The organism is Pseudomonas sp. R5(2019), from assembly GCF_009905435.1.
Lineage (GTDB): Bacteria > Pseudomonadota > Gammaproteobacteria > Pseudomonadales > Pseudomonadaceae > Aquipseudomonas.
Genome location: NZ_JAAAMT010000012.1, coordinates 42,846 through 67,369 on the forward strand (window position 1 = coordinate 42,846; position 24,524 = coordinate 67,369).

Genomic DNA, 24,524 nt, shown 5'->3' on the forward strand with positions numbered 1-24,524 from the left:
ATCAGCGCGCTTGGTTCATGCGCTCGATGACTTGGCGAGTGATGTCGTACTGAGGTTTGACATCAATCACGGCACCGCGCTCGAAGACCAGGTCGTAACCGCCTTTCTTGATGACTTCCTCAACGGCGCCATCCAGTTTCGGCTTCAGCTGCTTGAGCATTTCGCGGTCAGCCACGGCCTTGGCTTCGTTCAGTTCCTTGGACTGGAACTGGAAGTCGCGGGCCTTTTGCTTGAATTCAAGCTCCAGGCGCTCACGCTCGCCCTGCTGCATCTTGTCGCCACCACTGACCAGACGGTCCTGGATGCCCTTGGCGCTGCTTTCCAGGGATTTCAGCTTGGTCAGTTGCGGACCGAATTTTTTCTCTGCATCGACAGCGTATTTCTTCGCCGCGTCGGATTCGAGCAGTGCCATCTGATAGTTCAGAACGGCGATTTTCATGTCGGCGAAAGCCGGGGTCGCGATCAGGGCCGTAGCCAGGATAGCCAGTTGAGTCAACTTACGCACGATGCACTCCTACAGAATCCGTTGTCGTTAGCTTGGGTCAGACGCTTAGAAGGTCTGACCGAGGGAGAATTGGAACACTTGGGTTTCGGCTTCGTCCGGCTTCTTGACCGGCATCGCCAGGCTGAAGCTCAGCGGGCCCAATGCAGTGATCCAGGTCACGCCCACACCCACGGAACTGGCAAGCCCGGACAGGCCGACTTTCTCGCAGTCAGGCTTGGAGCCGCAGTTGGTGTCGAACACGTTACCCACATCCCAGAACAACGAGGTCCGCAGGGAGCGCTGGTCTTTGACGAATGGCAGCGGGAACAGGATTTCCGCACCACCCTGGACCAGTACGTTGCCACCGAACGGCAGCGGGTCCTGATCCGGGTCGAGCGCTGTACCTGGGTTGGTCCCTTTGCTCGGCGTACTGCGCGGGCCGAGAGTGCTGTCCTTGAAGCCACGTACCGAGTTGAAGCCACCGGCAAAGTAGTTCTCGTAGAACGGCAGGCCCGAGGTCGAACCGTAGCCATCACCAAAGCCCAGCTCCGTGTGGAACCGCATGGTGTACTTGTCGTTGATCGGCTGGAACAGCTGAGCACGATAATCGAGCTTGAAGAACGACAGGTCGCTGCCCGGCGTCGTGGTTTCCAGCACCAGGCTTTGCGAGTGACCACGGGTCGCCAGCACGCCTTTGTTCAGGGTCGATTCGGACCAGCCGGCCGAAGCCTTGAAGTTCACGTACTTGTCGCCTTCCTGATTGATGAAATCGAAGATCTCGTCAACGGTGTACAGGCCGGTGTTGATCTCGTCCTGCTGGACGGTCAGGCCGAAGGTCAGGCGCGAGGTCTCGCTGATCGGGTAACCGACGTTGACGCCGGCACCGAGGCTGTCCACGGCATAGCTGGCGACGTCGACATCAAGCTCGTCGTAGTCGGTGGTGCGATAGAAGGCGTTATAGCCCAGGCTCACACCGTCTGCGGTCCAGTAGGGGTCCACGAAACCGAAGTTGTATCGGCTCTGGTATTCGCTTCGGGTCAGGCCAATGGAGACCTTGTTACCGGTACCCAGGAAGTTGTTCTGGCTGATCGAGCCACCGAGGATCAGACCGGCGCTCTGGGCAAAACCGACACTGGCGGTAATGGAGCCGGAGGCCTGCTCTTCGACGCTGTAGTTCACGTCGACCTGGTCATCGGTGCCCGGTACGGCCGGGGTCTCGACGTTGACTTCCTTGAAGAAGCCCAGGCGCTCCAGACGGGTCTTGGATTGGTCGATCAGGTAGGTCGAAGCCCAGCCGCCTTCCATCTGGCGCATTTCGCGACGCAGCACTTCGTCTTCGGTCTTGGTGTTGCCACGGAAGTTGATGCGGTTGACGTAGGCACGCTTGCCCGGGTCGACCACAAAGGTGATGTCGACGGTGTTGTCTTCATCATGAGGTTGTGGCACGCCGTTGACGTTGGCGAAGGTGTAGCCTTCGTTACCCAGACGGCGGGTGATCAGCTCGGAGGTGGTGGTCATGACCTTGCGCGAGAACACCTGGCCAGGCTTGACCAGCAGCAGGGCCTTGATCTCGTCTTCCGGCACTTTCAGGTCACCGGACAGCTTGACCTCACGAACACTGTATTTCTCGCCTTCGTTGACGTTGACGGTAATGTAGACGTTTTTCTTGTCCGGGGTGATCGATACCTGGGTCGAGGCGATATCCATGTTGATATAGCCGCGATCGAGGTAGTAGGAACGCAGACGTTCCAGGTCGCCGGAGAGCTTCTCACGGGCGTACTTGTCGTCGTTCTTGAAGAAAGACAGCCAGTTGCTGGTCTTGAGCTCGAACAGGTCGATCAGGTCTTCGTCGGGGAATACCGAGTTACCCACCACGTTGATGTGCTGGATAGCGGCGACGGTGCCTTCGTTGATCTTGATCTTCAAGGCCACGCGGTTGCGCGGTTGCGGCACGACTTCGGCATCGACCTCGGCGGAGTAGCGACCCTGGGCCACATACTGGCGCTGCAGTTCGTTACGCACGCCTTCGAGCGTTGCCCGCTGGAAGATTTCGCCTTCGGCCAGGCCGGACTGCTTCAAGCCCTTCATCAAGTCTTCAGTGGAGATCGCCTTGTTGCCTTCGATCTCGATACTGGACACCGAAGGACGCTCGACCACGGTGATGACCAGGACGTTACCTTCACGACCCAGCTGGATATCCTGGAAGAAACCGGTCTTGAACAGCGAACGCGTGGATTCCACCAGACGGCTATCATCTACCTTATCACCGACGTTCAGTGGCAAGGCACCAAACACGCTGCCGGCAGAAACCCGTTGCAGCCCGTTGATGCGGATATCGGAGACAGTGAAGGACTCGGCGTGAACTTCAGCGATCATCATCACGGTGAAAACCGCAGTTAGCAACAGACGTTTCATGAAGTCCTTTCTTATTCCAACTGGCAATAAACAAACTGCCGCCAAGGGCGGCAGGTTCGCAATTGAGCGAAGCGTTACAGTCGACCCAAATCGTTTATCAGGGCAAGCAGCATGACCCCGACTACCAAACTGATACCGATCTGAATCCCCCAACCTTGCACCCGATCGGACAACGGACGACCACGCGCCCATTCAATCAGGTAGAACAGCAAATGCCCCCCATCCAGCACAGGGATGGGCAGCAGATTAAGAACCCCCAGGCTAATGCTCAGGTAGGCAAGGAAATTCAGAAAATCCCCTACACCGGACTGGGCCGAAGCGCCCGCCACTTTAGCAATGGTTATCGGTCCGCTCAAGTTTTTTACCGAGAGCTCGCCGAACAACATTTTCTTCAGCGAATCCAGGGTCAGGACGCTCATCGTCCAGGTCCGTCGAACGCCTTCAGCCACGGCATCCAGCGGCCCGTAACGGACTTCGCGAAGCATCGCTGCTGGCCACTCGACAGCTTTTACGCCCGCCCCAAGATAACCCCCTTTGGCCTTGCCTTCGCCGCGACTGGCAAGCTTGACCGGCACGTCCAGCTGGGCCCCGTCGCGCTCGACGCGCAGGACAACCCGGGCGTCCGGGCGCTTGCGCACCAGGTCGACCAGTTGCTGCCAATCGGTCAGCGCCTGACCATCGAGGCTCAACAGACGATCACCAGACTTCAGGCCCGCCGCCTGGGCGGGGCCTTTCGGATCCAGCTCGGCCAACAACGGCTCCAATGCAGGACGCCACGGGCGAATACCCAGCGAAGCGATCGGATCAGGCTCATCTTCACCCTTGAGCCAGTCGTTCAAGGCGAGCGAGCGGGCCTGCTCCACTGTGGCGCCTTGTTCGCGCACCGACACCTGCAAGGTGCCGCTCTCACCCAGGCGACTGACCAGCTGCAGATTGACAGCGGCCCACCCGCTGGTCGGCTCACCATCGATGGCAACAATTTCCTGCCCTTCGTGCAGCCCGGCGACCGCCGCGATACTGCCTGTTTCGACTGCGCCGATGACCGGGCGCACCTGTTGGCTGCCGAGCATGGCCAGAACCCAGAAAAACAGGATAGCGAGCAGGAAGTTGGCGACAGGGCCGGCCGCGACAATAGCGATGCGCTGACGCACCGACTTGCGATTGAAGGATTGATCGAGCTGATCGGCAGGCACTTCGCCTTCACGCTCGTCGAGCATTTTGACGTAGCCGCCCAGCGGGATGGCTGCCACGACGAACTCGGTTCCCTGGCGGTCATGCCAACGCAACAGCGGCGTACCGAAGCCGACCGAAAAGCGCAGCACCTTGACGCCACAGCGACGCGCCACCCAGAAGTGGCCGAATTCGTGGAAGGTAACCAGCACACCCAATGCCACCAGGGTGCCGATAATCATGTAAAGCGCACTCATTTCGTTCTCCGAATGACGTTCACAGGTTTCGGCCCTCCTCGCCAGCGTGCTTGCCCATCAGCGACCGCGACGACTCAACCATTGCCCAGCCAGCTCACGCGCCCGGGTATCGGCGGCGAACACGGCCTCAAGTTCATTGACCGCGACAACCGCTTCGCCGTCCAGCACTTCCTCGATGATACTCGCGATCTCCGGATAACGGATGCGCCGATCCAGAAAAGCTGCCACCGCCACTTCGTTGGCGGCATTGAGCATGGCGGGCGCACTATTGCCGGCTTCTGCAGCCTGGCGAGCCAGGCGCAAACACGGGAAACGCTGCTCGTCAGGCGCCTGGAAGTCCAGCCGCGCGATAGCAAACAGATCCAGAGGCGCTACACCGGAGTCAATCCGCTCAGGCCAGGACAGGGCATGCGCGATGGGGGTGCGCATATCCGGGTTGCCCAACTGCGCCAACACCGAGCCATCGACGTAGTCGACCAGTGAGTGAATCACGCTTTGCGGGTGCACCACGACCTCGACCTGTTGCGCACGCGCATCGAACAGCCAGCAGGCTTCGATCAACTCCAGCCCCTTGTTCATCATGCTGGCCGAATCCACCGAGATCTTGCGACCCATGGACCAATTGGGGTGCGCACAGGCCTGTTCTGGCGTGACCGACGCCAATTCGTTCATCGGGGTTTCGCGGAACGGCCCGCCCGAAGCGGTCAGCAGAATGCGGCGAACGCCGACTGCGCCAAGCCCCTGGGAGAAGTTGCCCGGCAAGCACTGGAAAATCGCATTGTGCTCGCTGTCGATCGGCAGCAGCACCGCGCCACTGCGACGCACGGCCTGCATGAACAAGGCACCGGACATCACCAGCGCCTCCTTGTTTGCCAGCAGGACTTTCTTGCCTGCCTCCACCGCCGCCAGCGTCGGGCGCAACCCCGCCGCCCCGACGATAGCCGCCATGACCGCGTCGACTTCGCCGGCAGAAGCGATCTGGCACAAGCCCTCCTCCCCCACCAGCACTTCGGTCGCAAGCCCGGCCGCCCGCAATTGCGCCTGCAGTTCACCAGCAGCCTCAGCATGCGGCACTACGGCAAACGCCGGCGTGTGCAGCACGCACAGCGCCAGCAGCTCACTCAGGCGCGAATAGCCACTCAGGGCAAACACCTGATAGCGCTCGGGATGGCGAGCAATGACGTCCAGCGTGCTCAGACCGATGGAACCGGTAGCACCCAGCACGGTGATCCGTTGCGGGCGACTCACAGTACGCCCCAGTTGGCAGCCCAGAGCACCACGGCAAACACAGGAATGGCAGCGGTGAGGCTGTCGATGCGGTCCAGCACACCACCATGCCCGGGCAGCAGCTGGCTGCTGTCCTTGATGCCGGCACGGCGCTTGAACATGCTTTCAGTCAGGTCACCCACCACCGACACCAGCACCACCAGGGTGGCGCCGAACAAGCCTTGAATCAATTCGGCAGCGCTCCACTCACGCTGGACAGCGACCACAGCGGTAATCAAGAGGCTGGCCAGCAAGCCGCCATACAAGCCCTCGCGGCTCTTGCCCGGACTGACCTCCGGCGCCAGCCTGCGCTTGCCGAAGGCCTTGCCGGAGAAGTAGGCGCCGACGTCCGCGCCCCACACCAGCACCATGACCGCCATGATCAACCAGTTACCCAGCGGCCACTGCTTGATCAGGACCAGCCCTTGCCAGGCCGGCAACAGCACCAAAAGGCCGATCAGCAATTTACAGGCGACGCTGGACCACAGGTCGCCCGTGCGCGGATAGGTAGCCACCAGCCAGGTCGCCAGCAACCACCATAGAATCGATGCGCCCAATACCCACGGCGCCATTTCCGGCAACAGGTACAGCAAGAACAGCAAGCCTGCGACGATCGCAGCGTAAACGATGCGAAGCGGCTGCGCCTCGAAGCCGGCCAGACGCGCCCATTCCCAGGCACCCAGGGTGACCACCAGGCCGATAAAAAGGGAAAAGCCGGCGCCCGTGAGCAGGAAGAACCCGCACAGAGCAACCGGCAGCAGAATCAGCGCAGTGATGATTCGTTGTTTAAGCATTAAGCGCGGGCTCCAGCTTCGACCTGCTCGCTCGTTTTACCAAAGCGCCGCTGACGCGAAGCAAAATCGGCCAGCGCAGTGCGCATGGCCTCGTGTTTGAAGTCCGGCCAGAACAGGTCGGAGAAATACAGCTCGGCATAGGCCAACTGCCACAGCAGGAAGTTGCTGATGCGGTGCTCGCCACCGGTGCGGATGCACAGGTCGGGCAATGGCTGGTCGCCGGTCACCAAACAGGTCTGGAGCAGGCCCGGGGTAATGTCCTCAGGGCGCAAATGCCCCGCCTGAACTTCGCGGGCAAGGCGCTGTGCGGCCTGGGCGATATCCCACTGCCCACCATAATTGGCGGCAACCTGCAGAATGAAGCGACCTTCGCCGGCAGTCATCGCTTCTGCTTCGCGCATGGCGGCCTGCAACTCGGGATGGAAACGGGAACGGTCGCCGATAATGCGCAGGCTGATGTTGTTTTCATTCAAGCGCCGGGCTTCACGCCGCAACGCCGAGAAAAACAGTTCCATCAGTGCCCCGACTTCGTCGGCCGGGCGCTGCCAGTTCTCGCTCGAGAAGGCGAACAGCGTCAAGACTTCAACGCCCGACTTCACGCACACCTCGATGACCGCGCGCACCGCGTCCACGCCAGCCTTATGGCCGGCCACGCCGGGCAGGAAGCGCTTCTTCGCCCAGCGATTGTTCCCGTCCATGATGATTGCGACATGGCGCGGAACCGCGCCAGTCACTGCCTGTTTGGTCTTATCCATGAATAAACTATACCGACCCTTAAACGGCCATCAGATCTGCTTCTTTTTGCTTCACAGCCTTTTCGATTTCAGCCACGAACTTGTCAGTCAGCTTCTGAATGTCGTCAGCAGCGCGACGCTCGTCGTCTTCGCTGATTTCCTTTTCCTTGACCAGATCCTTGAACTGGCTCAGCGCATCGCGACGGATGTTGCGCACGGCAACACGCGCATCTTCAGCGGCATCACGAGCCTGCTTGGTGAAGCCCTTGCGGGTTTCTTCGGTCAGCGCTGGCATGCTGATCAGCAGCAACTCGCCAAGGTTGGTCGGGTTCAGGTTCAGGCCGGCGCTGCCGATCGCCTTGTCGACAGCACCGAGCATGTTGCGCTCGAAGGCGACGACTTGCAGGGTACGGGCGTCCTTGACGGTAATGTTGGCCACTTGCTTGATCGGCGTATCAGCGCCGTAGTACGGGACCATCACGCCTTCAAGAACGCTGGGGTGCGCCTGGCCGGTACGGATACGGCTGAAGGCATGCGCCAGCGACTCGAGCGACTTCTGCATGCGCTCCTGGGTGTCTTTCTTGATTTCGTTGATCATTCTTCGCCTTCCTCGATCAGAGTTCCTTCAGCGCCGCCCACTACGATGTTCAGCAGCGCACCTGGCTTGTTCATGTTAAACACCCGCAGCGGCATCTTGTGGTCGCGGCACAGGCAAATTGCGGTCAGGTCCATCACGCCCAGCTTGCGATCCAGTACTTCATCGTACGTCAAGCGATCGAATTTCTCGGCATGCGGGTCCTTGAATGGATCGGCAGTGTACACACCATCGACCTTGGTCGCTTTCAATACCACGTCCGCGTCGATTTCAATCGCGCGCAGGCAAGCGGCCGAATCGGTGGTAAAGAAAGGGTTGCCGGTACCGGCAGCGAAAATTACCACATCGCCGGAATTAAGGTGACGAACACCTTTGCGACGGTCGTAGTGATCGGTGACACCGACCATGGAAATCGCCGACATGACGATGGCCGGGATATTGGAACGCTCCAGCGCATCGCGCATGGCCAGGGCATTCATTACGGTTGCCAGCATGCCCATGTGGTCACCGGTAACGCGATCCATGCCGGCTGCGCTCAAGGCAGCGCCACGGAACAGGTTGCCGCCGCCGATGACCAGACCGACCTGAACGCCGATGCCGACCAGCTGGCCAACTTCCAGCGCCATGCGATCCAGTACTTTCGGATCGATCCCGAACTCCTCGGAACCCATCAGGGCCTCGCCGCTAAGTTTGAGCAAAATGCGTTTATAGCGAGGTTGACGACCACTCACCTGCTGAGCCATTGCGAATCTCTCCTGCGGCGTTTTAAAAAATTCTGAGCCGGCTGTTTTCAGCCAGGCCAACTCTAAGCTTGGCGCTGCGACAGCGCCATGGATGCGGGCCTCGTAAGCCGGAATCCGTCCTTCACTTTGACAAAGAGGCTGCGCGCGTGAGCGGGCAGCCTCTTTGGGGCGACAGAGATTAATCCGTCTTATTGCTTGTTGGCAGCAGCCACTTGAGCGGCAACTTCTTCTGCGAAGTTGTCAACTGGCTTCTCGATGCCTTCACCGACTTTGAAGTAGGTGAACGAAACGATTTCAGCGCCGGCTTTCTTGGCCAGTTCACCGACCTTGACTTCAGGGTTCTTGACGAACGCCTGCTCGACCAGGCTGGCTTCAGCCAGGAACTTGGTGATACGACCAGCAACCATCTTCTCGACGATTTCGGCTGGCTTGCCCTTGATCTTGTCTTCGTTCAGGCTCATGAAGACGCCTTTTTCGCGCTCGATAGCGTCGGCCGAAACTTCCGAAGGCAGCAGGAACTCAGGGTTGCTGGCGGCTACGTGCATGGCGATGTCTCTGGCCAGCTCAGCGTTGCCGCCTTTCAGAGCGACCACAACACCGATCTTGTTGCCGTGCAGGTAGGCATCAACCACGTCGCCTTCAACGCGGGTCAGGCGGCGAATATTGACGTTCTCGCCAACTTTGGCAACCAGAGCTTCACGTGCTGGCTCTTGAGCGGCGATCAGCGGCGCTGCGTCGGTCAGTTTGTCAGCGAATGCTTTTTCGATGCTGGCAGCAACGAAGGCCTTGAAGTCGTCCTGCAGAGCCAGGAAGTCGGTCTGCGAGTTGACTTCCAGGATCACGGCAGACTTGCCGTCTTCAGCGACTTTAGTAGCGATAGCGCCTTCAGCAGCAACGTTGCCTGCTTTCTTGGCAGCCTTGATGGCGCCCGAGGCACGCATGTCGTCAATGGCTTTTTCGATATCGCCGCCAGCCTTGGTGAGGGCTTTTTTGCAGTCCATCATGCCTTCGCCGGTGCGCTCGCGCAGTTCTTTTACCAGCGCTGCAGTAATTTCTGCCATTTCAAATTCCTCTTGGATAGGTTTTCAACCATTCCACCCGTTCAGGGCGATTCAATTCTGGAAATCCGCCGCCGGCTGTGCTCGATACTTATGCTCGATAAAAACGCAATGACGACGCCAGGGGGATTTCGAGGTGGCAAAAAGGGGGCAAAGCCCCCTTTTTGCGTACTGAGTCAACGCCAGGCGTTACCGACTCAGCCTTCTACTGTTGCAGCAGGAGCGTCTTGAACGAACTCTTCGGTACCGCCAGCAACGTGGTTGCGGCCACGGATAACAGCGTCAGCCATCGAACCCATGTACAGCTGGATGGCGCGAATGGCGTCATCGTTGCCTGGGATGATGTAGTCAACGCCTTCCGGGCTGCTGTTGGTATCGACAACGCCGATGACCGGGATGCCCAGCTTGTTGGCTTCGGTGATCGCGATGCGCTCGTGATCAACGTCGATGACGAACAGTGCGTCAGGCAGGCCGCCCATGTCCTTGATACCGCCCAGGCTGCGATCCAGTTTTTCCAGATCACGGGAGCGCATCAGGGCTTCTTTCTTGGTCAGCTTGGCAAAGGTGCCATCTTCGGCCTGGGTTTCCAGGTCGCGCAGACGCTTGATCGAAGCACGGATGGTTTTGAAGTTGGTCAGCATGCCGCCCAACCAGCGGTGGTCGACGTACGGCGAGCCGCAACGTGCTGCTTCTTCAGCTACGATCTTGCCGGCGGAACGCTTGGTGCCGACGAACAGGATCTTGTTTTTGCCCTGGGCCAGGCGCTCTACGAACGTCAGAGCGTCGTTGAACATTGGCAGGGTTTTTTCAAGGTTGATGATGTGGATCTTGTTGCGCGCGCCGAAAATGTACTTGCCCATTTTCGGGTTCCAGTAACGGGTCTGGTGGCCGAAGTGCACACCGGCCTTCAGCATATCGCGCATATTGACTTGGGACATGATAGTTCCTTGATAAGTCGGGTTAGGCCTCCACGCATCCCAATGACCAACCGGCAGCTCAGTGGCTGAGGGCACCCAGGTCATCGTGCCGATGCATGTGCGGGTTAGTGCTTCCTGGGTAGTCCCGGAAAGCGGCGCATTTTATACCACAGAACCTCGAGCAACGAAACCCGAAATAACAACCGCTCGCCAGGGTTTTGCGCATGGCCAGGATTCGCGCCAGAATGATCACAGCCCCGCTCTACCCGAGCCAAGATGTCTATATATAAGGTTGCAACCTTGCCACACCCGCCAGAACCGGCCATGCGTCTGGTAGAATTGCGCCTTTCCCGAGTTTACCCGCGCCCGCCGGCGCCGAGAGAGCCTTAATGACCGTCACCATCAAAACCCCCGAAGACATCGAGAAGATGCGCATCGCCGGCCGTCTGGCGGCCGAGGTGCTGGAAATGATCGGGGAGCATGTCAAGCCTGGCGTGACCACCGAGGAACTGGACCGTATCTGCCACGATTACATCATCAACGTGCAGCAAGCGATCCCGGCGCCGCTGAACTACAAGGGGTTTCCCAAGTCGATCTGCACCTCGATCAATCATGTGGTCTGCCACGGCATCCCCAACGAGAAGCCGCTGAAAAATGGCGATGTGTTGAACATCGACATCACCGTCATCAAGGATGGTTACCACGGCGACACCAGCAAGATGTTCCATGTCGGCAACGTGCCCGAGTGGGCAGTACGCCTGTCGAAAATCACCCAGGAATGCATGTACAAGGGCATTGAAGTCGTGCGTCCCGGCGCACGCCTGGGGGATATCGGCGAAGTGATCCAGAAGCACGCCGAAAAGAACGGTTTCTCGGTCGTTCGCGAGTATTGCGGCCACGGCATCGGCAAGGTGTTCCACGAAGAGCCTCAGGTGCTGCACTACGGTCGCGCTGGCACCGGCATGGAACTGAAGGAAGGCATGACCTTCACCATCGAACCGATGATCAACCAGGGCAAGGCCGAGACCCGCCTGCTCGGCGACGGCTGGACCGCGATCACCAAGGACCGCAAGTTGTCCGCCCAATACGAGCACACCATCCTGGTGACCGCCGACGGCTACGAGATCTTTACCCTGCGCAGCGATGACACCATCGCCCGCACCTCGGCCTGAGCGCCCTTGTCCAATCAGTAAGGAAAGCGACGATGCCGCAGGTGGATCCAGAATTGTTCGACCGGGGTCAGTTCCAGGCCGAACTGGCGTTGAAAGCCAGCCCCATCGCCGCTTTCAAGAAGGCCATTCGCCAAGCCCGCGAAGTGCTCGACGGGCGCTTCAAAAGCGGCCGTGACATCCGCCGCCTGATCGAAGACCGCGCCTGGCTCGTCGACAATATCCTGCAGCAGGCCTGGAACCACTTCGACTGGAGCGAGGACGCCGATATCGCCCTGGTCGCGGTCGGGGGTTATGGCCGCGGCGAACTTCACCCTTACTCCGACATCGACCTGCTGATCCTGCTCGACAACGCCGATCACGAGATCTTTCGCGATTCCATCGAGCGCTTTTTGACCCTGTTGTGGGACATTGGCCTGGAAGTTGGCCAAAGCGTGCGCTCGATCGAGGAGTGCGCCGAACAGGCCCGTGGTGACCTGACGATCATCACCAACCTGATGGAAAGCCGTACCATCGCCGGCCCCGAACGGTTGCGCCTGCGCATGCTCGAAGTCACCAGCACGGCGCACATGTGGCCAAGCAAGGAGTTCTTCCTGGCCAAGCGTGCCGAACAGAAGGCGCGACACCACAAGTACAACGACACCGAGTACAACCTGGAACCCAACGTCAAGGGCTCCCCCGGTGGCTTGCGCGACATCCAGACGGTGCTCTGGGTCGCCCGCCGCCAGTACGGCACCTTGAACTTGCATGCCTTGGCGGGCGAAGGCTTTTTGCTGGAAAGCGAGAACAACCTGCTGGCTTCCTCCCAGGAGTTTCTCTGGAAGGTGCGCTATGCCCTGCACATGCTCGCCGGTCGCGCGGAAGACCGCCTGCTGTTCGACCATCAGCGCAGCATCGCCGCGCTGCTGGGTTACAAGGACGACAATGCCAAGCGCGCCATCGAACGCTTTATGCAGAAGTACTATCGGGTGGTCATGAGCATCGCCGAGCTGAGCGACCTGATCATTCAGCACTTCGAAGAGCTGATCCTCGCCGACGATGCCAGCAGCAGCACCCAGCCGCTCAACTCGCGCTTCCAGTTGCACGACGGCTATATCGAAGCCACGCACGTGAACGTGTTCAAGCGCACGCCGTTCGCCATGCTGGAAATCTTCGTGCTGATGGCTCAACACCCGGAAATCAAAGGGGTGCGCGCCGACACCATCCGCCTGTTGCGCGAGCACCGGCACCTGATCGACGACGAGTTCCGCAACGATATCCGCAACACCAGCCTGTTCATCGAGCTGTTCAAGTGCGAGATCGGTATCCACCGTAATCTGCGGCGCATGAACCGCTACGGCATCCTGGGGCGCTACTTGCCGGAATTCGGTCATATCGTCGGCCAGATGCAACACGACCTGTTCCACATCTATACCGTCGATGCGCACACGCTCAACCTCATCAAGCACTTGCGCAAGCTCCAGTACACGCCGGTTTCCGAGAAGTTTCCGCTGGCCAGCAAGTTGATGGGCAAACTGCCCAAGCCCGAACTGATCTACCTGGCCGGGCTGTACCACGACATCGGCAAGGGCCGCCACGGCGACCACTCCGAGCTGGGCGCCGTGGATGCCGAAGCCTTCTGCCATCGCCATCAGCTGCCCCACTGGGACAGCCGCCTGATCGTCTGGCTGGTGCAAAACCATCTGGTGATGTCTACCACCGCCCAGCGCAAGGACCTCTCCGACCCGCAAGTGATCCATGACTTCGCCCACCTGATGGGCGACCATACGCGGCTCGACTACCTCTATGTGCTGACGGTTGCCGACATCAACGCGACCAACCCGAGCCTGTGGAACTCCTGGCGCGCCAGCCTGCTGCGCCAGCTCTACACCGAGACCAAGCGTGCCCTGCGCCGCGGCCTGGAGAACCCGCTGGACCGCGAAGAGCAGATTCGCCAGACCCAAAGCGCGGCCCTGGACATTCTGGTGCGCAGTGGCACCGACCCGGACGACGTCGAACAACTCTGGTCGCAGCTGGGCGACGATTACTTCCTGCGCCATACCGCCGGCGACGTGGCCTGGCACAGCGACGCAATCCTGCAGCAACCCAGCGACGGCGGCCCGCTGGTGCTGATCAAGGAGACGACCCAGCGCGAGTTCGAGGGCGGCACCCAGATCTTCATCTATGCACCGGACCAGCACGATTTCTTCGCGGTGACCGTGGCCGCCATGGACCAGCTCAACCTGAACATCCATGACGCCCGTATCATCACCTCCAGCAGCCAGTTCACCCTCGACACCTACATCGTGCTCGACAACGATGGCGGTTCGATCGGCGACAACCCGGTGCGCATCAAGGAAATCCGCGACGGCCTGACCGAGGCATTGCGCAACCCGGACGACTACCCGACCATCATCCAGCGTCGAGTGCCGCGCCAGCTCAAGCACTTTGCCTTTGCCCCGCAGGTGACGATCCACAACGATGCCCAGCGCCCGGTCACGATCCTGGAACTGAGCGCGCCGGACCGCCCAGGCCTGCTGGCGCGGATCGGCAAGATTTTCCTGGAGTACGACCTGTCACTGCAAAACGCCAAGATCGCCACCCTGGGCGAGCGGGTAGAAGACGTGTTCTTCATTACCGACGCCCACAACCAGCCGCTTTCCGACCCACAACTGTGCAGTCGGCTGCAGGATGCCATTGTCGAACAACTGAGCGTCAACCAGAGCAACAGTATCGAATTGAGCCGCCTGTCCATCTAGTTTGATCATCCGCGAGACCCGACCCGAATGAACAATGCTTTGACCCAGCTTCAGCCCTACCCGTTCGAGAAACTGCGCGCGCTGCTCGGCAGCGTGAAACCGGCGGCCGACAAGCGCGCCATCGCGCTGTCGATCGGCGAGCCCAAGCACCGCTCGCCAAGCTTTGTCGCCGAAGCGCTGTCGGCCAACCTTGAGCAGATGGCGGTATATCCGACCACGCTGGGCATTCCTGCCCTGCGCGAAGCGATTGCCAGCTGGTGCGAGCGTCGCTTCCAGGTGCCAGCCGGCTGGCTCGACCCGGCTCGCCATGTGCTGCCGGTCAATGGCACCCGCGAAGCGCTGTTCTCTTTCACTCAGGCAGTGGTCAATCGCAGTGCTGACGGGCTGGTGGTCAGCCCGAACCCGTTCTACCAGATCTACGAAGGTGCCGCCCTGCTGGCTGGCGCCCAGCCACACTACCTGCCATGCCTGGATGAAAACGGCTTCAACCCGGATTTCGATGCCGTCTCGGCTGATGTCTGGAAGCGTTGCCAGATTCTCTTCCTGTGCTCGCCCGGCAACCCGACCGGGGCACTGATCCCGCTGGAAACCCTGAAGAAGCTGATTGCCCTCGCCGACCAGTACGATTTCGTGATCGCCGCCGACGAGTGCTACAGCGAGCTGTACTTCGACGAACAAACCCCGCCGCCCGGCCTGCTGAGTGCCTGCGCAGCGCTGGGCCGCAGCGACTTCAAGCGTTGCGTGGTATTCCACAGTCTGTCCAAGCGCTCCAACCTGCCAGGCCTGCGCTCAGGCTTCGTGGCCGGTGATGCGGATATCCTCAAGGACTTCTTGCTATACCGCACTTACCACGGCTGCGCCATGCCGGTACAAACCCAACTGGCGAGCATTGCCGCCTGGAACGATGAGGTCCACGTGCGCGCCAACCGCGCCTTGTACCGCGAGAAGTTCGACGCTGTACTGGAGATCCTCGCCCCGGTGTTGGATGTGCAGAAACCGGATGGTGGCTTCTACCTGTGGGCAAAAGTGCCGATGGACGATGCCGAGTTCTGCCGCGGCCTGTTTGAACAACAGCACGTGACCGTCGTGCCGGGCTCGTACCTGTCGCGCGAAGTCGACGGCGTGAACCCGGGGGCAGGTCGTGTGCGGATGGCGCTGGTTGCGCCGTTGGCCGAGTGCGTCGAGGCAGCTGAGCGGATTCGCGATTTCCTCAAAGGCTAACCCGAACACGTGTAGGAGCAGAGCTTGCTCGCGATGGCCTCACCGCGGTATTTCCGTTACACCGCGGCGATGCCATCGCGAGCAAGCTCGGCTCCTACTTAAGCTGCCCCAGGCTGGCCTCGCTCATATCGAGTTCGCCCAGCACCTGCCGCAACACCTCATCACCGATCTTGTGATGACGCCGCAGCTTGTACAGCTCCAGGCGCTGAGCCTTCAGCGCCCGCAGGCGCAAGCGGCGCTCCAGCTGATCCATCTGCCAGGCCAGCGCCTGGGCCTGGGCCGAATCATTGAACACTTCCAGCTGATGCCGGTATTCGGCCATCACCCGTGCTTTCACTTCCGCCGCCAGAGCCGCCTGCGCCGCTTGGGTCGCATCCTGGGTCGCCGCCGGATCAGGTGTTTCATCCACTTCCAGGGCGCGAATCGCCGCCTGGGCGGTGCGCCGCCAGGCATCGCGCACGTGATCGCGCAAGGCATCATCCTGGCTTTTGGGAATGCCGCGCAGCAGCAGCGGCAAGCTGATGCAAGCCGCCACCAACGACAGCAGAATCACCCCTGCAGCAATGAAAATCAGCAGGTCTCGCTCCGGAAAGGCAGCGCCCGGCGCCAGCAGCAAGGGCACTGACATCACGCCTGCCAGGGTCACTGCCCCACGTACACCGCCCAGGGTCAGCAACAGGCACGAGCGCGCATTGGGCACCATGGCCAGGTTTTCCTTGCCGCGCCAGTGCCGCATTTTATTGATCAGGCGCCAGACACCCTGCACCCAGACGAAGCGCAAAACCATCAGCACCAGGAAGATCGCCGCCACATCCAGGCAGCGCCACAGCAGCGTCGGCCACAAGGAAGTTTCATGGCTGGCAACGGCCTTGACGATGTCCGGAAGCTGCAAGCCCAGCAACAGGAAAATCAATCCGTTGAAGACGAACTCCAGCAGCGACCAGACGCTGCGATTCAAGAGCCGGGTGCTGGTCTGGCGTGGCAGCAAATCAACCCAGCTTTGCATCATCCCCGCCGCCACAGCCGACAGAATCCCCGAAGCGCCCAGCCGCTCGGCCAATACATAGGCCGCGAAGGGCAACAGCAACATGAACACCACATGGGTGGCCGGGTCGTCCCAGCCTCGGGCGATCATCCATGAACGCAACCGCCCGACCACCCAACTCAGGGCCACGCCGATGGCCAGGCCGCCACAGGCCACCAGCACAAACGCCAGGCTGGCCTCGGCCAGCGAAAACACCCCGGTAATGGCGGCGGCCAGCGCGAACTTGAAGGTCACCAGGCCCGACGCATCGTTCATCAACGCCTCGCCCTGCAGCATGCGCATCAAGGGCACCGGCAAACGATCCTGGGAAATAGCCGACACGGCGACGGCGTCGGTGGGCGACAGCACGGCCGCCAGGGCAAAGGCTACCGGCAAGGGAATAGTCGGCATCAGCCAATGGATGAAATACCCCGCCCCCACCACCGTGAACAACACCAGGCCAACCGCCAGGGTCAGGATCGGCCCACGCAGGCGCCAGAAGTCTGCCTTGGGCATCCGCCAGCCATCGGAAAACAGCAGCGGCGGCAAGAACAGGAAAAGAAACAATTCAGGGTCCAGGGCCACATGCAGCCCCAGCGTCGGCCACGCCAACAATGCTCCCGCGCCAATCTGAACCAGTGGCAAGGGCAAGGGGATCACCCGCCCGAGCAATCTGGAGACACTGACCAGCATCAGCAGGATCAGCACGGTATAAGCAGACTGCATAAGGCAGGGATCCCCTCGTCTTCCAAACAGGGGCACATGCCCCAAAGACTCATAGTAGCGACTGAGGCCCCGGTCCGGCCGCTGCACAAAAGTCGCAGATGGCCAGATAACATGTTACTGAATACTACAAAATCCTTGGAATCAACGGGTTAGGGACACCACACAACACGCGTGCAACTGCAATATTGACGGATTAAATTGGGCGCCTGCCTCGGCGGGGCAAAAATGACCGCCACCAAGCCGTGGCGCCGAGTGGATCGATGTCGCATAATTCGGCGATTCGTTTAAGGAGACTGTGAGGACGTCCGGTCAGCCGGGCACCTCGTATGAATCAATGGCTTACATTCTCTTCGGCATCAAAGCCTGCGACACCATGAAAAAAGCGCGAACCTGGCTCGATGAACACAACGCCAGCTACAGCTTCCACGACTACAAAAGCGTCGGTATCGACCGTGCGCACCTGACCCGCTGGTGCGACGAGCACGGCTGGGAAGTCGTCCTCAACCGCGCCGGCACCACCTTCCGCAAGCTCGACGATGCGCAGAAGGCCGACCTCGATCAGGCCAGGGCCATCGAACTGATGCTCGCGCAACCGTCCATGATCAAGCGCCCGGTGCTCGATCTGGGCGGGCGAACGCTGATTGGCTTCAAACCTGACATTTATGCGGCGGCGGTCAACTGACGACCGGTAACAAGCGCCCACTCTTATCGCAACGAGGTAACTGCATGTCCAACACTCTGTTCAGCCTGGCCTTTGGTGTCGGCACCCAGAACCGTCAAGGCGCCTGGCTGGAAGTCTTCTATGCACAACCCTTGGTCAATCCGTCGGCCGAACTGGTCGCCGCTGTCGCACCCCTGCTGGGTTACACCGAAGGCAACCAGGCCATCACCTTCACCACCGCCCAGGCCTCGCAGCTGGCCGAGGCCGTCAAGGCCATCGACCCTGCACAGGCTGCCCTGCTGACCCGCCTGGCCGAAAGCCACAAGCCGCTGGTCGCTACCCTGCTGGCCGAAGATGCAGCGCTGACCTCCACGCCTGAGGCTTACCTGAAGTTGCACCTGCTGTCGCACCGCCTGGCCAAGCCACACGGCCTGAGCCTGGCCGGTATCTTCCCGCTGCTGCCGAACGTTGCCTGGACCAGCCAGGGCGCGGTGGACCTGAGCGAACTGGCCGAGCTGCAACTGGAAGCACGCCTCAAAGGCGAGCTGCTGGAAGTTTTCTCGGTGGACAAGTTCCCGAAAATGACCGACTACGTCGTGCCGACCGGCGTGCGTATCGCCGACAGCGCCCGCGTACGCCTGGGTGCCTACATCGGCGAAGGCACCACCATCATGCACGAAGGCTTCGTCAACTTTAACGCTGGCACCGAAGGCCCGGGCATGATCGAAGGCCGTGTTTCGGCCGGCGTCTTCGTCGGCAAGGGTTCAGACCTGGGCGGCGGTTGCTCGACCATGGGCACCCTTTCCGGTGGCGGCAACATCGTGATCAAGGTCGGCGAAGGCTGCCTGATCGGCGCCAACGCCGGTATCGGTATCCCGCTGGGCGACCGCAACACCGTCGAAGCCGGCCTGTACATCACCGCGGGCACCAAGGTTGCCCTGCTCGACGAGCAGAACCAACTGGTCAAGGTCGTCAAGGCCCGCGACCTGGCTGGCCAGCCTGACCTGCTGTTCCGTCGCAACTCGGTTTCCGGCGCTGTGGAATGCAAAACCCACAAGTCGGCCATCGAGCTGAACGAAGCGCTGCACGCTCACAACTGAGTGGCCAATCGAGCCCGGCCTGCGCCGGGCTCGATGCCCAGGGCCCGATCATCATGTTCCAGCTTTCCCCGTGGCGTGCGGACTTTCCCGCCATCGCCGCCCTGCAACGGCAGCACCAGACCTACCTGGACAGCGCCGCCACCACGCAGAAGCCCCAAGCCCTGCTTGATGCCCTCTCCCATTACTACAGCCATGGTGCTGCCAATGTGCACCGTGCCCAGCACCTGCCCGGCGCGCTCGCGACCCAAGCGTTCGAAGACAGCCGGGAAAAGGTCGCACGCTGGCTCAACGCAGCCAGCGCTCAACAGATCATCTTTACCCACGGCGCGACATCAGCACTGAACCTGCTGGCGTACGGCCTGCAGGAGCACTTCGTTGCCGGTGATGAAATCGTCATCAGCGCCCTGGAGCACCATGCCAACCTGCTGCCCTGGCAGCAACTGGCCCTGCGCCAGGGGCTCAAGCTGGTGGTGCTGCCGCTCAACGCGAACGGCATCATCGACCTGGCCGCTGCCAGCACGCTGATCGGTCCTCGCACTCGCCTCGTCGCCGTCAGCCAACTGTCCAACGTACTGGGCGCCTGGCAGCCGCTTGAAGCACTGATCGCGCTGGCCAAGGCGCAAGGTGCCATGACCGTGGTCGATGGCGCCCAAGGCGTGGTCCATGGTCGCCATGACGTGACTCAATTGGGTTGCGATTTTTATGTGTTCTCCAGCCACAAGCTCTACGGGCCCGACGGCCTGGGCGTGCTCTACGGCCGAAGCGAGGCACTGGCACGGCTTGGACACTGGCAGTTCGGTGGCGAAATGGTCGCCGACGCTGACTATCAGAGCGCAACCTTCCGACCTGCACCGCTGGGCTTCGAGGCCGGCACGCCACCGATCGCCAGTGTGATCGGCCTGGGTGCAACACTGGATTACCTGGCCAGCCTTGATCAGGATGCCGTCCTGCGCCATGAAGCCCTGCTGCATACGCACCTGCTGCGCGGCCTGGGCGAACGCGAGGGCGTGCGCCTGCTCGGCCGGCCGCAGCTGGCACTGGCCAGTTTTGTCGTTGAAGGGGTTCATAACGCCGACCTTTCGCACCTGCTGACCGAACAAGGCATTGCCGTGCGCGCCGGCCATCACTGCGCCATGCCGCTGCTGAAAAGCCTCGGATTGTCAGGTGCCGTGCGGGTGTCGCTGGCCCTGTACAACGACTCCGAAGACTTGAAGCGCTTCTTTGATGCCCTGGATCAAGCCCTGGAGCTGTTGCGATGAGCCTGCCCGAACACGCCCAAACCGCGCTCGACAGCTTCAGCCAGGCGGCCGGCTGGGAACAACGCGCGCGCCTGCTGATGCAATGGGGTGAACGCCTGCAGCCGCTGGCCGACAGCGAGAAAACCCCGGAGCATCAGGTGCACGGCTGTGAAAGCAAGGTCTGGCTGGTGGCACGCCAGGAAAACGGCCGATGGCAATTCAACGCCAGCAGTGATGCCCGCCTGATTCGGGGCTTGTTGGCGTTGCTGTTGGTGCGGGTCGAAGGGCTTTCCAGCACCGAACTGGGTCAATTGGATCTGGCCGAGTGGTTCACCCAGTTGGGCCTGGGCCGGCAACTGTCGCCGTCGCGCAGCAACGGCCTGAATGCCGTGCTGCAACGCATGGGTCAACTGGCGGCGGGTGGCTGATCCGGCTTTTGCCGGTCAGACGGACGACGCACGCCCGAGATCAGTTTCTCGACCGCCTTGCTGGCGGCGACCATGCCAAAGGTCGCCGTCACCATCATCACCGCGCCAAAACCACCGGCGCAGTCCAGCTTGACCCCATCGCCGACAAAGCTCTTCTGCAGGCAGATGCCGCCATCAGGCTTGGGATAGCGCAGTTGCTCGGTGGAAAACACGCACGGCACGCTGTAGTTGCGGTTGACCGTGCGAGAGAAGTTCCAGTCCCGACGCAAGGTCGAACGCACCTTGGAGGCCAGCGGGTCGTTGAAGGTGCGGTTCAGGTCACCCACGCGAATCTGGGTCGGGTCGATCTGCCCGCCGGCGCCGCCGGTGGTGATGACCTGGATCTTGCGACGCTTGCACCAGGCGATCAGTGCCGCCTTGGAATTGACGGCGTCGATGCAGTCGATCACGCAATCAAGATCGTTATGAATGTACTCGGCCATGGTTTCGCGGGTAACGAAATCAGTCACCGCGTGGACCGTGCAAGCCGGATTGATCGCCCGCAGCCGCTCGGCCATGACCTCGACCTTGGCCTGACCGACATTGCCTTCCAGTGCGTGCAACTGACGGTTGGTGTTGCTGACACAGACGTCGTCCAGGTCAAACAGGGAAATCTCGCCGACACCGCTGCGCGCCATCGCTTCCGCCGCCCAGGAACCGACGCCGCCAATGCCGACAATCGCCACATGGGCGTCGCGCAGCCGCTGCAAGCCATCGACCCCATACAAACGGGCAACGCCAGCAAACCGTGGATCTTCTGTACTCATGACCTGAACCCGAAAAAACCGGCGCGCATTATAGGCCGCAACGCCCAAGAGAGCACCTTGCACGTGGAACCGGGTGCCCAACGGAAACCCGCCGGCCGGCCAGCCAATTACCAGCCTTGGGCGTAATCCTGCTTTAATAGTTCGACTGTCGCACAGACCTGGACGACAAATGCGCGGGCAAGCGAACTTAGTCCGTTGCAACAAATCCAATGTCCAGCCTACAAATCGCACCGGCTTTTTGTGCGCTGTATACCCGGATTAACGCAGGCAGGACGCCGCCCCGCCCGCTTCCCCCTTTGGAATTCGAACGACCTATGTCATCGCGTAAATTTGGAATCAACCTGGTGATTGTCGTGGCGATCGCCGCGCTGTTCACAGGGTTCTGGGCGCTGATCAACCGCCCTGTGTCAGCACCCGACTGGCCTGAGCAGATCTCCGGCTTTTCCTACTCACCGTTCCGCCTTGGACAAACCCCGCAAAAGAATCAGTACCCGTCTGACGATGAAATGCGTCAGGACATGGAACAGATGAGCAAGTTGACCGACAGCATCCGGATTTATTCGGTTGACGGCTCGCTGGGGGATATTCCGCGCCTGGCCGAAGAATTCGGCCTGCGAGTAACCCTGGGGATCTGGATTAGCCCGGACCAGGAACGCAACGAGCGCGAGGTCACCCGCGCTATCGAATTGGCCAACACCTCGCGCAGCGTCGTGCGGGTGACGGTGGGTAACGAAGCGCTGTTCCGCAAGGAAATCACCCCCGAAGAGCTGATCAAGTATCTGGATCGGGTCCGGGCGGCGGTCAAGGTACCGGTCACCACCTCCGAGCAATGGCATATCTGGAAAGAACACCCTGAACTGGCCAAGCACGTCGACCTGATTGCCGCTCACGTCCTGCCTTACTGGGAGTTTATCCCCATGAAGGACGCCGGCCAGTTCGTCCTCGACCGCGCCCGTGACCTCAAGCAGCTGTTCCCGAAAAAGCCGCTGCTGCTGTCTGAAGTGGGCTGGCCAAGCAACGGCCGCATGCGTGGCGGCGCCGATGCGACCCCGGCCGACCAGGCGATTTACCTGCGCACGCTGGTGAACAAGCTCAACCGCCAGGGCTACAACTACTTTGTCATCGAAGCCTACGACCAGCCGTGGAAAGTCAGCGACGAAGGCTCGGTGGGCGCTTACTGGGGCGTGTTCAACGGCGCTCGCCAGCAGAAATTCAACTTCGAAGGCCCAGTGGTGGCGATTCCACAGTGGCGCGTGCTGGCTGTAGGCTCGGTGGTGTTGGCCATGCTGTCGCTGGCGCTGCTGTTGATCGACGGTTCGGCCCTGCGTCAGCGCGGGCGCACCTTCCTGACCTTTATCGCCTTCCTGTGCGGTTCGGTACTGGTGTGGATCGGTTATGACTACAGCCAGCAATACAGCACCTGGTTCAGCCTGACGGTGGGCTTCTTGCTCGCGCTCGGGGCGCTGGGCGTGTTTATCGTCTTGCTGACCGAAGCGCACGAATTGGCCGAGGCGGTATGGATTCACAAGCGTCGGCGCGAATTCCTGCCGGTGCACACCGACACCGCCTACCGACCCAAAGTCTCGGTGCACGTGCCGTGCTACAACGAGCCGCCAGAGATGGTCAAACAGACCCTCAATGCCCTGGCCAACCTCGACTATCCGGACTTTGAAGTCCTGATCATCGACAACAACACCAAGGACCCGGCTGTCTGGGAGCCGATCAAGGCCCACTGCGAAACCCTGGGCGAACGCTTCAAGTTCTTCCACGTATCGCCCCTGGCAGGCTTCAAGGGCGGCGCGCTGAACTACCTGATCCCGCACACCGCCAAAGACGCCGAAGTGATCGCGGTGATCGACTCGGACTACTGCGTGGACCGTAACTGGCTCAAGCACATGGTGCCGCACTTCGCCGACCCGAAAATCGCCGTGGTGCAGTCGCCGCAGGACTACCGCGACCAGAACGAAAGCACCTTCAAGAAGCTCTGCTACTCCGAATACAAGGGCTTCTTCCATATCGGCATGGTCACCCGTAACGACCGTGATGCAATCATCCAGCACGGCACCATGACCATGACCCGCCGCTCGGTGCTCGAAGAGCTGGGCTGGGCTGACTGGTGCATTTGCGAAGACGCCGAGCTGGGTCTGCGTGTGTTCGAAAAGGGCTACTCGGCCGCCTATTCGCACAACAGCTACGGCAAGGGCCTGATGCCCGATACCTTTATCGACTTCAAGAAGCAGCGCTTTCGCTGGGCCTATGGCGCGATCCAGATCATCAAGCGCCACACGGCGAGCCTGTTGCGTGGCAAGGACACCGAGCTGACCCGTGGCCAGCGTTATCACTTCCTCGCAGGCTGGCTGCCCTGGGTGGCCGATGGCATGAATATCTTCTTCACCGTCGGCGCCCTGCTCTGGTCGGCGGCGATGATTATCGTGCCGCAACGGGTCGACCCGCCGCTGCTGATCTTCGCGATCCCGCCATTGGCGTTGTTTTTCTTCAAGGTCGGCAAGATCCTGTTCCTGTACCGCCGCGCCGTTGGGGTCAACCTCAAGGATGCCTTCGCGGCTGCGCTGGCGGGGCTGGCCTTGTCGCACACCATCGCGAAGGCCGTGCTGTACGGGTTCTTCACCAGCAGCATCCCGTTCTTCCGCACCCCGAAAAACGCCGACAGCCATGGCCTGTTCGTGGCACTTTCCGAAGCCCGTGAAGAGCTGTTCATCATGCTGCTGTTGTGGGGCGCTGCCCTGGGTATCTACCTGGTTCAGGGCCTGCCCAGCTCGGACATGCGCTTCTGGGTGGCCATGCTGCTGGTGCAGTCGCTGCCGTACCTGGCAGCGCTGATCATGGCGATGTTGTCGTCGCTGCCCAAGCCTGCGGATGCAACGGAACCTGCGACCGCCGGATAAAATCGGCGCACGGACTAAACGGCGGCCTTTGGCCGCCGTTTTTGCTTTAAGATATCGGCCTTTTCTGCGCCCCA

The 24,524-nt window shown here is 60.9% G+C and carries 20 protein-coding genes; 8 read left to right on the forward strand and 12 right to left on the reverse strand.

Features of this window, described 5'->3' with window-relative positions:
* Position 1: 1 nt before the first annotated feature.
* The 10 genes from GUY40_RS10475 to rpsB all read right to left on the reverse strand — a co-directional run bounded on the left by GUY40_RS10475 (position 2) and on the right by rpsB (position 10,454).
* Positions 2 to 505 (reverse strand): OmpH family outer membrane protein, encoded by a 504-nt coding sequence (locus tag GUY40_RS10475; RefSeq protein ID WP_166568885.1) that lies wholly within the window; start codon positions 503 to 505, stop codon positions 2 to 4.
* A 45-nt stretch (positions 506 to 550) separates the two neighbouring features.
* Positions 551 to 2,899, reverse strand: coding sequence for an outer membrane protein assembly factor BamA (gene bamA / locus GUY40_RS10480; RefSeq protein ID WP_166568886.1), 2,349 nt, complete (start codon positions 2,897 to 2,899; stop codon positions 551 to 553).
* Between the two features lie 74 nt (positions 2,900 to 2,973).
* On the reverse strand, positions 2,974 to 4,326 hold the full coding sequence (rseP, locus tag GUY40_RS10485; RefSeq protein WP_166568887.1) for a sigma E protease regulator RseP: 1,353 nt from the start codon (positions 4,324 to 4,326) through the stop codon (positions 2,974 to 2,976).
* A gap of 57 nt (positions 4,327 to 4,383) precedes the next feature.
* A complete protein-coding gene (gene ispC, locus GUY40_RS10490; protein ID WP_166568888.1) occupies positions 4,384 to 5,574 on the reverse strand; it encodes a 1-deoxy-D-xylulose-5-phosphate reductoisomerase in 1,191 nt (396 codons plus the stop codon).
* Positions 5,571 to 6,386 (reverse strand): phosphatidate cytidylyltransferase, encoded by an 816-nt coding sequence (locus GUY40_RS10495; protein ID WP_166568889.1) that lies wholly within the window; start codon positions 6,384 to 6,386, stop codon positions 5,571 to 5,573. Before GUY40_RS10495 ends, ispC begins: the two co-directional genes overlap by 4 nt.
* Positions 6,386 to 7,141, reverse strand: coding sequence for a polyprenyl diphosphate synthase (gene uppS / locus GUY40_RS10500; protein WP_166568890.1), 756 nt, complete (start codon positions 7,139 to 7,141; stop codon positions 6,386 to 6,388). The genes GUY40_RS10495 and uppS overlap by 1 nt, the downstream gene beginning before the upstream one ends.
* Positions 7,142 to 7,160: 19 nt before the next feature.
* Positions 7,161 to 7,718, reverse strand: coding sequence for a ribosome recycling factor (gene frr / locus GUY40_RS10505; protein WP_166568891.1), 558 nt, complete (start codon positions 7,716 to 7,718; stop codon positions 7,161 to 7,163).
* The gene (gene pyrH, locus GUY40_RS10510; protein WP_099773716.1) at positions 7,715 to 8,458 is read right to left on the reverse strand and encodes a UMP kinase; all 744 of its coding nucleotides are present in this window, start codon (positions 8,456 to 8,458) and stop codon (positions 7,715 to 7,717) included. The genes frr and pyrH overlap by 4 nt, the downstream gene beginning before the upstream one ends.
* Before the next feature lie 188 nt (positions 8,459 to 8,646).
* Positions 8,647 to 9,519, reverse strand: a complete 873-nt coding sequence (gene tsf, locus GUY40_RS10515; RefSeq protein ID WP_166568892.1) for a translation elongation factor Ts — start codon at positions 9,517 to 9,519, stop codon at positions 8,647 to 8,649.
* Between the two features lie 194 nt (positions 9,520 to 9,713).
* Complete coding sequence (gene rpsB / locus GUY40_RS10520; protein WP_166568893.1) at positions 9,714 to 10,454, reverse strand: 30S ribosomal protein S2; 741 nt, start codon at positions 10,452 to 10,454, stop codon at positions 9,714 to 9,716.
* A gap of 368 nt (positions 10,455 to 10,822) precedes the next feature.
* On the opposite strand from rpsB, the gene map reads away from it, so the two are divergent.
* Genes map through dapC form a run of 3 tightly spaced genes read left to right on the forward strand, consistent with a single transcriptional unit; the run spans position 10,823 to position 15,561 of the window.
* A complete protein-coding gene (map, locus tag GUY40_RS10525; protein WP_166568894.1) occupies positions 10,823 to 11,605 on the forward strand; it encodes a type I methionyl aminopeptidase in 783 nt (260 codons plus the stop codon).
* Between the two features lie 32 nt (positions 11,606 to 11,637).
* Entirely contained in the window at positions 11,638 to 14,340 is a 2,703-nt protein-coding gene (locus GUY40_RS10530) for a [protein-PII] uridylyltransferase (RefSeq protein ID WP_166568895.1), read from the forward strand.
* A gap of 27 nt (positions 14,341 to 14,367) precedes the next feature.
* Positions 14,368 to 15,561, forward strand: coding sequence for a succinyldiaminopimelate transaminase (dapC, locus tag GUY40_RS10535; protein ID WP_166568896.1), 1,194 nt, complete (start codon positions 14,368 to 14,370; stop codon positions 15,559 to 15,561).
* Between the two features lie 94 nt (positions 15,562 to 15,655).
* Here the strand turns inward: dapC and GUY40_RS10540 are convergent, their stop codons facing one another.
* On the reverse strand, positions 15,656 to 17,311 hold the full coding sequence (locus tag GUY40_RS10540; RefSeq protein WP_166568897.1) for a Na+/H+ antiporter: 1,656 nt from the start codon (positions 17,309 to 17,311) through the stop codon (positions 15,656 to 15,658).
* Positions 17,312 to 17,645: 334 nt separating this feature from the next.
* Between GUY40_RS10540 and GUY40_RS10545 the strand changes: the two genes are divergently transcribed.
* Genes GUY40_RS10545 through GUY40_RS10560 form a run of 4 tightly spaced genes read left to right on the forward strand, consistent with a single transcriptional unit; the run spans position 17,646 to position 20,738 of the window.
* Complete coding sequence (locus GUY40_RS10545) at positions 17,646 to 17,993, forward strand: ArsC family reductase (RefSeq protein ID WP_166568898.1); 348 nt, start codon at positions 17,646 to 17,648, stop codon at positions 17,991 to 17,993.
* A 44-nt stretch (positions 17,994 to 18,037) separates the two neighbouring features.
* On the forward strand, positions 18,038 to 19,072 hold the full coding sequence (gene dapD / locus GUY40_RS10550; RefSeq protein ID WP_166568899.1) for a 2,3,4,5-tetrahydropyridine-2,6-dicarboxylate N-succinyltransferase: 1,035 nt from the start codon (positions 18,038 to 18,040) through the stop codon (positions 19,070 to 19,072).
* A 53-nt stretch (positions 19,073 to 19,125) separates the two neighbouring features.
* Positions 19,126 to 20,331, forward strand: a complete 1,206-nt coding sequence (locus tag GUY40_RS10555) for an aminotransferase class V-fold PLP-dependent enzyme (RefSeq protein ID WP_166568961.1) — start codon at positions 19,126 to 19,128, stop codon at positions 20,329 to 20,331.
* Positions 20,328 to 20,738, forward strand: coding sequence for a SufE family protein (locus GUY40_RS10560; protein WP_166568900.1), 411 nt, complete (start codon positions 20,328 to 20,330; stop codon positions 20,736 to 20,738). The genes GUY40_RS10555 and GUY40_RS10560 overlap by 4 nt, the downstream gene beginning before the upstream one ends.
* Here the strand turns inward: GUY40_RS10560 and tcdA are convergent.
* On the reverse strand, positions 20,717 to 21,544 hold the full coding sequence (tcdA, locus tag GUY40_RS10565) for a tRNA cyclic N6-threonylcarbamoyladenosine(37) synthase TcdA (protein ID WP_166568901.1): 828 nt from the start codon (positions 21,542 to 21,544) through the stop codon (positions 20,717 to 20,719). The genes GUY40_RS10560 and tcdA overlap by 22 nt on opposite strands.
* Positions 21,545 to 21,858: 314 nt before the next feature.
* Here tcdA and GUY40_RS10570 point away from each other — a divergent pair, with 314 nt between their 5' ends.
* Positions 21,859 to 24,450, forward strand: coding sequence for a glycosyltransferase (locus tag GUY40_RS10570; RefSeq protein ID WP_166568902.1), 2,592 nt, complete (start codon positions 21,859 to 21,861; stop codon positions 24,448 to 24,450).
* Positions 24,451 to 24,524: the final 74 nt, after the last annotated feature.

Bases quoted from the DNA above. Each gene is read 5' to 3' on its own strand.
- bamA (WP_166568886.1), bottom strand. From the start codon at position 2,899: ATGAAACGTCTGTTGCTAACTGCGGTTTTCACCGTGATGATGATCGCT.
- rseP (WP_166568887.1), bottom strand. From the start codon at position 4,326: ATGAGTGCGCTTTACATGATTATCGGCACCCTGGTGGCATTGGGTGTG.
- GUY40_RS10495 (WP_166568889.1), bottom strand. From the start codon at position 6,386: ATGCTTAAACAACGAATCATCACTGCGCTGATTCTGCTGCCGGTTGCT.
- uppS (WP_166568890.1), bottom strand. From the start codon at position 7,141: ATGGATAAGACCAAACAGGCAGTGACTGGCGCGGTTCCGCGCCATGTC.
- frr (WP_166568891.1), bottom strand. From the start codon at position 7,718: ATGATCAACGAAATCAAGAAAGACACCCAGGAGCGCATGCAGAAGTCG.
- pyrH (WP_099773716.1), bottom strand. From the start codon at position 8,458: ATGGCTCAGCAGGTGAGTGGTCGTCAACCTCGCTATAAACGCATTTTG.
- tsf (WP_166568892.1), bottom strand. From the start codon at position 9,519: ATGGCAGAAATTACTGCAGCGCTGGTAAAAGAACTGCGCGAGCGCACC.
- rpsB (WP_166568893.1), bottom strand. From the start codon at position 10,454: ATGTCCCAAGTCAATATGCGCGATATGCTGAAGGCCGGTGTGCACTTC.
- map (WP_166568894.1), top strand. From the start codon at position 10,823: ATGACCGTCACCATCAAAACCCCCGAAGACATCGAGAAGATGCGCATC.
- GUY40_RS10530 (WP_166568895.1), top strand. From the start codon at position 11,638: ATGCCGCAGGTGGATCCAGAATTGTTCGACCGGGGTCAGTTCCAGGCC.
- dapC (WP_166568896.1), top strand. From the start codon at position 14,368: ATGAACAATGCTTTGACCCAGCTTCAGCCCTACCCGTTCGAGAAACTG.
- GUY40_RS10540 (WP_166568897.1), bottom strand. From the start codon at position 17,311: ATGCAGTCTGCTTATACCGTGCTGATCCTGCTGATGCTGGTCAGTGTC.
- GUY40_RS10545 (WP_166568898.1), top strand. From the start codon at position 17,646: ATGGCTTACATTCTCTTCGGCATCAAAGCCTGCGACACCATGAAAAAA.
- dapD (WP_166568899.1), top strand. From the start codon at position 18,038: ATGTCCAACACTCTGTTCAGCCTGGCCTTTGGTGTCGGCACCCAGAAC.
- GUY40_RS10555 (WP_166568961.1), top strand. From the start codon at position 19,126: ATGTTCCAGCTTTCCCCGTGGCGTGCGGACTTTCCCGCCATCGCCGCC.
- GUY40_RS10560 (WP_166568900.1), top strand. From the start codon at position 20,328: ATGAGCCTGCCCGAACACGCCCAAACCGCGCTCGACAGCTTCAGCCAG.
- tcdA (WP_166568901.1), bottom strand. From the start codon at position 21,544: ATGAGTACAGAAGATCCACGGTTTGCTGGCGTTGCCCGTTTGTATGGG.
- GUY40_RS10570 (WP_166568902.1), top strand. From the start codon at position 21,859: ATGTCATCGCGTAAATTTGGAATCAACCTGGTGATTGTCGTGGCGATC.